The following is a 9,679-nucleotide window of genomic DNA, read 5'->3' as shown; positions in this document are numbered from 1 at the left end:
TTCAGAAACTTTTAGAATGGTTCCTGGCATATTTCCTTCATTTTTATAAAGAATTTTTAAGGATTTTGGACAAAAGTAATCAGAAGAAAATAAGATTTTAAAGGACGAAAGAGCGTTGGGGTAATCTCCAAAAGAGAGAGCTCTAAAAAGGGTTTCAATTTTGTTTCCAGGTTCTTTCCAATCGACAAAACCAAGGGAGGCGGGCTTCTTGTGCGCGCCAAAGAAAGTTCTTTTTGTAAGGTCTTGAGGAATTCTTGAGACCGTACCTTGAGAAAGATCATCGCACAAAGCTTTAAAGGTTTTAATTGCCGTTAAGTAACATTTGATATCGAGAGAAAGGGCTGTTTCTCCACTATCAATTGGAATTAGTTCTTGGTTTAAAACGTCCCCTGCATCAACTTTTTGCTCTATTATGTGCCAGGTTACACCATGTTTTTTTTCTTGGTTTAGAATTGCCCAGGAGGTGGCATGAACACCGGCATATTTTGGAAGAGGGGCATCGTGAAAGTTGATTGCAAGTTTTTGAGGAGAAGAGAGAATATTAGAAGTAAGGATGTGAGAATTCACAATACTGAATAAATAATCAAAATTCTTCTGATGGGCAAAATCCTCGAAAGTATGGAGAAAGTTTATAAGGGGGATATCATGCTTTTTGCACCATGCTGATACAAGTTGGTTTTGAGATACTATCCCAAATATTTTATGTTTTTTTTGAAGAAGATGCTCAGCACATTGTATACCAAGTGTCGAGTCTGTAATGATATAGCAAGAAAAACGACTCATCTCCGACCCTTTATTTAAAGCAGCAGCAAGAAAGATTTTGTTCTCATATTCCCAAAGCCAATCTTTAAAGTTTTTTAAGTCTTCTAATTAGGATCGTTGATTGAACAATCATGATACAACTTTCAGCTAAAGGTAAAAGAATTTTATGAGGCTTTGAAAGCCTTTTGAATTGACGAACCCAACGAAAAGTTCTCTCTAAGATCCAACTGGTGATCAGAAGAGTCCATGCCTCCGAATTTCTCTTGAAAATCACAATGCAGTTGCTTAGGTTTTTCCACACAAATACGTTCATTGTTTCTGTTCTCCATGCATTTAGCTAATTCTAAACAATAATTTTTTATTACGATGCCATAAAACTAAATCCTATTTTGAAACACTACTCACTTATTTTGTTTAAAAATCATACTTTCATCTTTTCTATAAAAAAAATATATATTTCGTTTCATGCAGCTTTCATTTGTTCATGCCATAATTTTGAGTAATAACCATTGTTTTTTATGAGTGCATCGTGTGTTCCTTTTTCTACAATGCGTCCACTATGAAGAACAAGGATTTCATCGGCGTTAGTTAGTGATATTAGTTTGTGAGAGATAATTAGAGTTGTTTTGTTTTTTGTAAGCTTTTTGATGCTTTCATGGAGATAATTTGTCGATTTTGTATCAAGTGAAGAAGTAGGTTCGTCAAAAATTAAAATTTGAGGCTTTTTTAAAAATAAACGTGCTATAGCAACTCTCTGCTTTTCACCTCCAGATAGTTTTACCCCTCTTTCTCCAACGATAGTTTCATATTTATCAGGGAGGGATTCTATAAAATTGAGGAGTTGAGAAGCCTCTGTAGCTTCTTCTATTTTTTTCTGAGAAGCAGATGGATTTCCATACGCAATATTGTAGCCAATTGTATCGTTAAACAAAGTTGTCTCTTGAGGAACGATTCCAATTATCCGGGTTAGCTCAGTCGTATCGAAATCTTTAATATTATGAGAGCCCAGATAGATGCTTCCACCTTTAAGGTCGTACAGGCGGTACAATAGTTTGGGTATTGTGGATTTTCCTTCTCCTGTAAGTCCAACTATGGCTACTGTTTTTCCTGCGGGGGCGGTGAAAGATACTTTGTTTAAAATCGTACGAGATTCAGAGTATCCAAAAATTACATTTTTAAATGTGATTGAGTTTTGTTTTTTAATAACAGGTATTTTTTTTAAGGAAAAGTTTTCGTTAAGGGGAGTGTCAAGGATTTCAAAAGCATGCCCCATATCTGTGAGAGCTGTGTGAAAATCCCTAAATAACATTCCAAAAGAGCTCAGAGGAAAAAAGAACTGTAAAAGATAAGCGTTTACAAGAACAAAGTCTCCCAGGCCAAGTTTCCCAGCAATTATATCAGCACCTACCATCCAGGTTAGGACTGTAAACCCAAGGCCTATGATTATATTTTGTCCAATATTTACCAACTCAAGTAATTCTAAGCCTTTAGTCAGTAATTTTTCTCGGTTGAGGAGCAGGTTATGGCAGCGATTAAGTTCATGATTTGAAGTTCCAAAATAGCGAATAGTCTCAAAGTTAATCAGCGTTTCAACCATTTGACTGTTTACATCAAGTTCAGCCTGGTTACCCGCCTGTCTTTGTTTTAAAGCTCGTTGTGTCCCAAAAATACTGAACAATAAGAATCCAGAAGTAGAAAAAAATAAAACTCCTGCGTAAAGAAAACCGTATAGTTTAAAGAAAATTATACCTGCTGCAAAAATCTCAATCACAATTGGCACAAGAAAAAATATTAATCCCCAAAAAACAGTTGGAAACGCATAGCGAGCTCTTTCTAAGGTGTTTGTAATCGCTCCTGTTTTACGCCCTGTATGGAAGGACATAGGTAGTTGATTGAGGTGTTGCATAAGACGAAAGCTAAGTCGACGGATACCTCTTTCCATCACACGGAACATGCATAGATCGCGAAGTGATAACATTACTTTACTGAGAGTCCAGACAGTGCCGTAACATATAAGAATTAGAACAATGTCGTAATAGGGGCTTATTTGCTCTCCAAGTTGAGTTATAATGTACTTAAGAGTAAGGGGGAGGCTCAAATTTAAGAGCATTGCAGTAAAAATAAAAAGTATTGCCAAGAATAATCTTTCTTTGAATTTCTTATCCTTGTTTACAAGGTATGGAAGTAGTTTTTTTAAAATTAGAATATTTTTTTTCAAAGTTTCAAACATGCTTCATATCACCTTTAAGCTAGTTTTTTCTAACATGTTTCCAAGCCGCTCTATGCCTTCTTGAATTATAGAAGGTGAGTTGTATGAAAAATTTAGTCTCATACAATGTTTAGAAATTTCATTTGGCCGAGGAGTGAAGGCATGTCCTGGAATAAAGGCCACTTTAGCCTTATCTAGAGCGTGATCAAATAACTTTGAAGTATCATAACCTATTGGTAGCTTGAGCCACATAAAAAAGCCATGAGTTGGGGTTATTACTTCAGTGCCACTGGGAAAGAAATCACTTACAGTCTTTAACATAACATTCCGACGTTTTTTGTATTCTTCTCTTATAGAGGAGAGATTATCAATTAATACTCCTCTTTCGAGAATGTTTAAAGTCACATGTTGCGTAAAAGTGGCCATATTAATGTCAGTGCTTTCTTTTAAGATAGCTAATTTTGGAACCAGTTCTTCCGGCAAAACGATCCAACCCAGCCGAAATGAGGGTGCTAAAATTTTAGAAAATGTGCCAACATAACAGGCATACTCTGGATTAAACGAACGTATTGGTCGTGTTATTTTGTCGTAGTATAAAAAACCATATGGATCATCCTCGATAATGAATGTTTTGTACGTTGAAGCCAAGTCTGCCAAACGTTTCCGACTTTTATTATCTAGACTAATGCCGAGTGGATTATGACCATCACAGATTGTATAGAGGAACTTGATGGATTTATGAGTTTTCAAAGTGCTTTCTAAAATATCAAGATCAATTCCAGTTTTATGATTTGTTGGGACAATAAGGAGTTTGGGGGAAAGGGGCGTTACGGCTTGAAGAAAGCCCGGGTACGTGAAATCTTCTACAACAATTTTATCCCCAGAATTTAAAAGTAAGCGTGATAAAAGGTTTAGTCCTTGTTGCGCACCGTTTGTAATGAAAATCTGAGATTCGTTGCAAGTGACTTGTCTCATTTTCATGAGAGTTACGATATGTTTTTTGAGAGCCCTTAAAGGAGGGGTATATTGTAAAATATCATGGGAGGAATTTAATGTTTTTATAATGCTTTCTTTGTATTTATGAAAAGGAAATAGACTGGTATCTGGTAGCCCCAATGCGAATGATATTAGGTCATCAGAAGTTCGTTGGAGAGAATTTTGCATAGCGGATGGCTGGATGTTTTGGGTCCATTTTGCAAGAAGGTGATTATATTTAGAGCGTTCCACTTTAGAGTGTTCCATCTTTAGAGTGTCCCGCTTTAGAGTGTTGCACTTTAGAGAGTTCCACGATTAACCTGCTCTCTTTCAATTGCCTCAAATAGTGATCGGATGTTTCCACCTCCAAAGCCAGTTGAGCCTTTTCTCTGGATAACTTCTATAAAAAAAGAGGGTCTTGCTTGAACGGGTTTTGAAAATATCTGTAAAAGAATTCCGTCATTATCTTTATCAATCAAGACGCCATATTTCTTTAATTTGTTAATATCAAAATTAAACCCCCGATTTTCTAATGATTCATAGTAAGAGTCGGAAATTGACAAAAATTGAATTCCTCTTTGCCTTAAAGTTTGAACAGTCTTAAAAATATCATCCGTGAGGAAAGCCACATGTTGCACACCAGATGTTCCGTGAAACTTCAAGAATTCTCGGATTTGAGATTTTTCCTTATGGGCAGCAGGAGCCGTTAGTGGAAAAACACATCCAGGAAAGTCATTACGTACAACAATCGATTCCATCCCACTTGTTTCTGTATAAACATCTTCCTTATGAGATTCGTAGAAGTCTAAAGTGTTCTGGTAAAATTTGGACCATTTTTGCAAGGTTCCTTGCTCAACACAGACTGCAATGTGATCAATCTCTTTTAGACCAGCATCTTCAGAAGGGATATTAAAGGGGCAGGGGGTAAAGAAGGGATAAGTAGGATTTTCAGATGAGAGTTTTTCTATTAGCGAGTGACACGTACTTCCAAATGTAGAAAATGTTTTTTTTAAAATATTACAATTTGAATCGGACTGCGCTATATCATCCGGAAGAATCATGGCCCCTCTGTTAGATATTTCCTGTATTGTTTTAGAGATATTTTGGGAAGAAAAAGCGATATCTCTTACGCTGTCTCCATGCTGGTGAATATGTTTTGCTATCATACTATTGGACGTAAGAGGGGAGGTTAGAATTATTCTAATATTTCTGCATTCAAGCAGTATAGAAGTTCTGTCTTTAAGACCTGTCTCGAGTCCTGCATAGGCAATGGGTTTGAAGCCAAAAACTCTTGCGTAGAAATGAGCTGATTGGTATGCATTGCTCACGTAAAATTCTATATATTCAATTCCTGTAACGCTAATATCTGACATTTACTCGTACCTTAACGCTTTAAGTTTCTAAAACAAGATCACGTGTGATCTCATCGACATTCTGACAGCCACATAAAATCATTGCTTGTTCAAACTCCGTAATAAGTAATTTGAGAACCTCACATACTCCGTTTCCACCGTCGATACTTAATCCCCAAAGAATAGGCCTTCCGATAAGCACAGCTTTTGCCCCTAATGCGAGAGCTTTGATTATGTCAGTTCCCCGACGAATTCCTCCGTCGATTAAAATATCCATTTTGTTATTTATAACTTCCGCGATTTTGGGTAGTACAGTAATGGCCGGAGGGGTGGTATCGAGTTGGCGGCCACCATGATTAGAGAGGATTAGAGCAGAGACACCACAGTCAAGGGATCTTAATGCATCATCTTCTCTTAAAACTCCTTTAAGGATAATAGGAAGCTTTGTTATAGATTTTACCCAAGCGACATCATCCCATGTAAGATTTGTATCCAGTAAGGCACTAAAAGCTGCTGCGGGTGAAGGGAAGTTCACGACGTTTTCAAGCTCAGGAAGTTTGAATTTTTCTTGCAAAGGAGCTAAAAGCTCACGCTCTCGTTTTCCATAGACGGGAACATCGACGGTAAGAACCAGTGCTTTGAAGCCGAGACGCTCTACCTTTTGGATTAAGTCTTGGGTAAAGTCACGATCTTTCAAAATATATAGCTGAAACCACAGAGGAACTATAGCACTTTCTACGATTCCAGACAAAGGAGTGGTTGTAAACGTGCTAACGATATATGGCGTTTGAGTTTTATTAGCAGCAGATATAGTCGCTTCTTCTCCGAGAGGGTGAATTAAGTTCTGAAATGCCATAGGAGCAATTAATATGGGGGAATTAAGAGTATTGCCTAGTAGTTCTGTCGTGGTATCTGGTTTTTTTACACCTCGTAATATTTTAGGCAGGAGATTCAAATTTTTATAACAAAGTTCATTTTCTGCAAGAGTAAACTCATCTGCCGCTCCTCCTGAAATAAAGTTGAATATTTGAGGGGAAAGAATTTTCTGCGCATGAGTCTCAAAATCTCTAACATTTAATCTTTTTGAAGTATTTATTTTTAAAAAATGTTTCATATGAGGCTTTCAACAAATTGAATGTTTTTAAATTGATTATCGTTTTAACCAGTTTGATATGCAGTTGTAGATGTGGATTTTCTTACGAATAGGTTGTTTACTGCCAGGAACCCTAGGATTGCCCCGAACATTAAAAAAACACAGGGGGATTCCGTGATATTTGTTAACTTTACGAGATAGGAGGAAAGCAAAGGAATTGTTCCTCCAAAGAGTCCAAGTCCTATAGAAAAACAAATTGTTATACCTCTATAGCGATAATTTGGTGGAAACAATTCATTTAAAAAAGCATGCATAGGGCCTGCAAATAAACTGACACAAACTGCCAAAGTTAGCAGCGAAAGAACCATAAAAAATCCTCCAAAATTCATTAATTTGAATATAAAATATGATGACATAAACGTAATCAAACAACCAAATGACATTATTTTTGCATACCCGTATCGATCAGCTAAATACCCAGCTATAGGTGTTAAAATAAGTACTACCATTAGACTTAATGCTACAATTGAAATCGAGTAGCTAAGTGGATAGTTTAGAATCGATGAAACATGAATATTCATGTATACTGTCAGCATATATATTAAAATTCCGTTGCATCCTCCGACACCAATAGCTTTAAAGATGGAAGCTTTATATTTCTTATAAAATGAGGGTGCTTTGTTTTGTAAAGGTCTAGATTTCATATTTCTGAATTCAGGACTTTCATCTACCTTACATCTAAAATATAAGCCAATTATTGCTAAAACTATGCTGAATATAAAAGGTAGTCTCCAGCCCCAAACAGGCATGTTTGAGCTAAGAACAAGGCTTCCTGCCAGAAGAGCTATTAAGTTACCAAAAGCGGCACTTGTATAAACAAAAGCCCCTTTGATGCCTTGTCTGTTCGTTTTTGAATGTTCTATAACGAAAATGGCAGACCCGTTATGTTCCCCACCTGCACAAAAGCCTTGAATCAGGCGACAAATCGTTAAAAATATTGGTGCAAATAACCCGATTTGTTCATAAGTTGGCATGAGACCAATTAGGAAAGTTGACCCTCCCATTAGGATAATTGTTAACATTAATGCTTTTTTACGTCCCCAAAAGTCACCAATAAATCCAAAGATAGCGCCACCTATAGGTCTAACAAAGAAACTTACAGCAAATACGGATAAGCTCATCATTAATTTAGTGAAGTGATTAGTCCCTGGGAAAAATTGTTCTGCAAGTATTGGCGCAAAAACGCCATACAGTGTATAATCATAAAACTCTAATGATGTTCCTATCGTGCTTGCTAACAATACTTTTTTTGATTGCATAGAATAACTACTCACAAAAACATTCAACGTACAAAAAGGACCTTGTAAACTCAATTGAGGCCTAACTCATAAAGCTTTTCATAGTCTTATACTTGTATATTAGATACGCATAAAATGTATTTATCAAGATTTTTTTTGTGCCCCTAAATTGACAGCCTTTTCTAGAAGAGGTAGAGTGGGCCGATCATATAACTTTGAAAGGAGTTAAGAGTATGTCAGACCAAGAAATAATACAGGGCGAAATTGTAGAGCAAGAAGACATGTTTTTTGTCGTAATAAACCTAGAAGAGCAATATTCTATTTGGCCCACATATAAAAAAGAAATACCATATGGATGGGAAGTCATTGGGGAGGAGAAAACTAAATCAGACTGCCTAAATTATATCAAGGAAGTCTGGACTGACATGAGGCCTTTGAGTTTGAAAAAGGCAGAAGCGAATAATATAAAAAAGATAGAAAAGAAGGTAGAAAAAAAGATAGAAAAGAAAAAACTCAAAAAAAGTGCCTAACTCATAGCGACGGCAACTTTTCTTTCTCCTTTATAGGGCTCACGGCTGTGTGCCATTAGAACGTTATCAAGCATCATGATATCTCCCCTTTGCCACTTAAATTTTATCCTATCTTGAGAATATACTTCACGAATGTGATTGAGTGTTCCAACGTCTATGGGGGTCCCATCCCCAAAAAGAGCATTACGAGGGAGGTTTTCTTCTCCCAGTTCTCGTATTAGAGACTCAAGTTGGTCTTTTTCTAAAGAAGAAGGGTGAAACAAGTGAGCTTGGTTAAACCAAACTTTTTCTTTTGTAACTGGATGAGTGAGAGTAGCTTGACATATTTGCTTCGTAGTTAGTTCTGTCGTTCCAGTTTTCCATTCAAGTTCAATACCGTGCTCCACACAATATTTTTCAACTTCTTGTTTTTGATCAGTTTGAAATACTTCTTGCCAGCTTAAATCAACACCAGGGGTATAGTTTCGGACATAGCAGACACCTTTTTTTTCAAAAATTTCTTTAACAGATTTATCAATTTTTTTATAAACCTTTCTACTGTCTGCAATTGGCGTTTTTCCACCTTCATCAGCCACTATCACGCTAAAGAAAAAGATTTTTTCTGGCCAGGATTTTGAGTATGAGTTTTCGTTATGAAGAGGGATACTGCGGTCTGCAGGATATTCAGTGGCTGTGTATATCTTGCCTCCTAGGCGAGTTCTGGGTGTTGATCTATAAACGTAGTCTAATAAATTTGGACATAAAATTTGTACAAATTTGTTAAATTCGGACACTGAATTAATCCCAAAATTTCTGAAGAGGATACCTCCCCTTTTCAGTAAATTTTTTTCGATGGCTAATTTGTTGTCCAAAACCCAGTGAAAAGGATCTAATAAAGAGTCTTTAGATTCTACACACAATAACTCCTCTGTATCTGGTTTTATATAGTAAGTATTTACTTTTGAATCAAAAGACATTTTTCATACCTCTCTATTAACTGTATCTTATTGCTAACATCATTTTTGAAATATGCTACTCCTTCTTCTTCTTCTTCTTGAGACGGAGTTTTATCGTAACTTTCCAAATACTTCCTCCGAGAAATTTTCTTTAAAACGTAAACTCCTAGGTAGCAAAAAGGAGTGTCAAGGATAGCACAGATAAATTTGAACAAAAAGCCACTTTCAAGAAGAGCATAAAAATGATTCCACCCTATAATGTTGAGGAAGCATAACATTAGTATAACAATTAACGTGTCAAAAAATTGGGCTGTAATCGTACTAACATTGTTTCTAATCCAAAGGTGTTTTCCTCTGGTCTTTTTTTTCCAAAAATGAAAAATATGTAAATAGCGGAGTAATAATGAGCCACTGAGCAGGGTGGCTCCGTCGTAAAAAGGCGGAGAAAAAGTGAGCCACCCAAAGTATTAACTTCAGATAGTCTTTTTCCATTTAAGGAAAGGCTAGAAAGGATGTACACAGTGG

The 9,679-nt window shown here is 36.4% G+C and carries 9 protein-coding genes; 1 reads left to right on the top strand and 8 read right to left on the bottom strand.

Annotated features, from left to right (window positions below):
* From HOL16_05695 to HOL16_05670, 6 genes are all read right to left on the bottom strand, one after another.
* Positions 1–783: peptide synthetase (locus HOL16_05695; protein ID MBT5390184.1), on the bottom strand; the 783-nt coding region annotated here is incomplete at its 3' end.
* Positions 784–1,225: 442 nt separating this feature from the next.
* The gene (locus HOL16_05690; GenBank protein MBT5390183.1) at positions 1,226–2,992 is read right to left on the bottom strand and encodes an ABC transporter ATP-binding protein/permease; all 1,767 of its coding nucleotides are present in this window, start codon (positions 2,990–2,992) and stop codon (positions 1,226–1,228) included.
* A gap of 3 nt (positions 2,993–2,995) precedes the next feature.
* On the bottom strand, positions 2,996–4,213 hold the full coding sequence (locus tag HOL16_05685; GenBank protein ID MBT5390182.1) for a PLP-dependent aminotransferase family protein: 1,218 nt from the start codon (positions 4,211–4,213) through the stop codon (positions 2,996–2,998).
* 32 nt (positions 4,214–4,245) lie between these two features.
* A complete protein-coding gene (hppD, locus tag HOL16_05680; GenBank protein ID MBT5390181.1) occupies positions 4,246–5,319 on the bottom strand; it encodes a 4-hydroxyphenylpyruvate dioxygenase in 1,074 nt (357 codons plus the stop codon).
* A 19-nt stretch (positions 5,320–5,338) separates the two neighbouring features.
* Entirely contained in the window at positions 5,339–6,412 is a 1,074-nt protein-coding gene (locus HOL16_05675; protein ID MBT5390180.1) for an alpha-hydroxy-acid oxidizing protein, read from the bottom strand.
* Positions 6,413–6,456: 44 nt separating this feature from the next.
* A complete protein-coding gene (locus tag HOL16_05670) occupies positions 6,457–7,710 on the bottom strand; it encodes an MFS transporter (protein MBT5390179.1) in 1,254 nt (417 codons plus the stop codon).
* Positions 7,711–7,922: 212 nt separating this feature from the next.
* On the opposite strand from HOL16_05670, the gene HOL16_05665 reads away from it, so the two are divergent.
* Positions 7,923–8,219 carry an MbtH family NRPS accessory protein gene (locus HOL16_05665; GenBank protein ID MBT5390178.1) on the top strand — a complete coding sequence of 99 codons (297 nt, stop codon included), beginning with the start codon at positions 7,923–7,925 and terminating at the stop codon, positions 8,217–8,219.
* Here the strand turns inward: HOL16_05665 and HOL16_05660 are convergent.
* Positions 8,216–9,175: a TauD/TfdA family dioxygenase gene (locus tag HOL16_05660; protein ID MBT5390177.1), complete on the bottom strand. Its 960-nt coding sequence runs from the start codon at positions 9,173–9,175 to the stop codon at positions 8,216–8,218. The genes HOL16_05665 and HOL16_05660 overlap by 4 nt on opposite strands.
* Entirely contained in the window at positions 9,154–9,573 is a 420-nt protein-coding gene (locus HOL16_05655; GenBank protein MBT5390176.1) for a queuosine precursor transporter, read from the bottom strand. Before HOL16_05655 ends, HOL16_05660 begins: the two co-directional genes overlap by 22 nt.
* Positions 9,574–9,679: the final 106 nt, after the last annotated feature.

It is taken from the genome of Alphaproteobacteria bacterium (genome assembly GCA_018662925.1).
Lineage (GTDB): Bacteria > Pseudomonadota > Alphaproteobacteria > 16-39-46 > JABJFC01 > JABJFC01.
This window is presented reverse-complemented; position numbering and strand designations above follow the sequence as displayed.

What these genes read in the sequence shown, in the direction of transcription:
- HOL16_05665 (MBT5390178.1), top strand. Translation starts at nt 7,923, where the DNA reads ATGTCAGACCAAGAAATAATACAGGGCGAAATTGTAGAGCAAGAAGAC.
- HOL16_05670 (MBT5390179.1), bottom strand. Translation starts at nt 7,710, where the DNA reads ATGCAATCAAAAAAAGTATTGTTAGCAAGCACGATAGGAACATCATTA.
- hppD (MBT5390181.1), bottom strand. Translation starts at nt 5,319, where the DNA reads ATGTCAGATATTAGCGTTACAGGAATTGAATATATAGAATTTTACGTG.
- HOL16_05690 (MBT5390183.1), bottom strand. Translation starts at nt 2,992, where the DNA reads ATGTTTGAAACTTTGAAAAAAAATATTCTAATTTTAAAAAAACTACTT.
- HOL16_05660 (MBT5390177.1), bottom strand. Translation starts at nt 9,175, where the DNA reads ATGTCTTTTGATTCAAAAGTAAATACTTACTATATAAAACCAGATACA.
- HOL16_05675 (MBT5390180.1), bottom strand. Translation starts at nt 6,412, where the DNA reads ATGAAACATTTTTTAAAAATAAATACTTCAAAAAGATTAAATGTTAGA.
- HOL16_05685 (MBT5390182.1), bottom strand. Translation starts at nt 4,213, where the DNA reads ATGGAACACTCTAAAGTGGAACGCTCTAAATATAATCACCTTCTTGCA.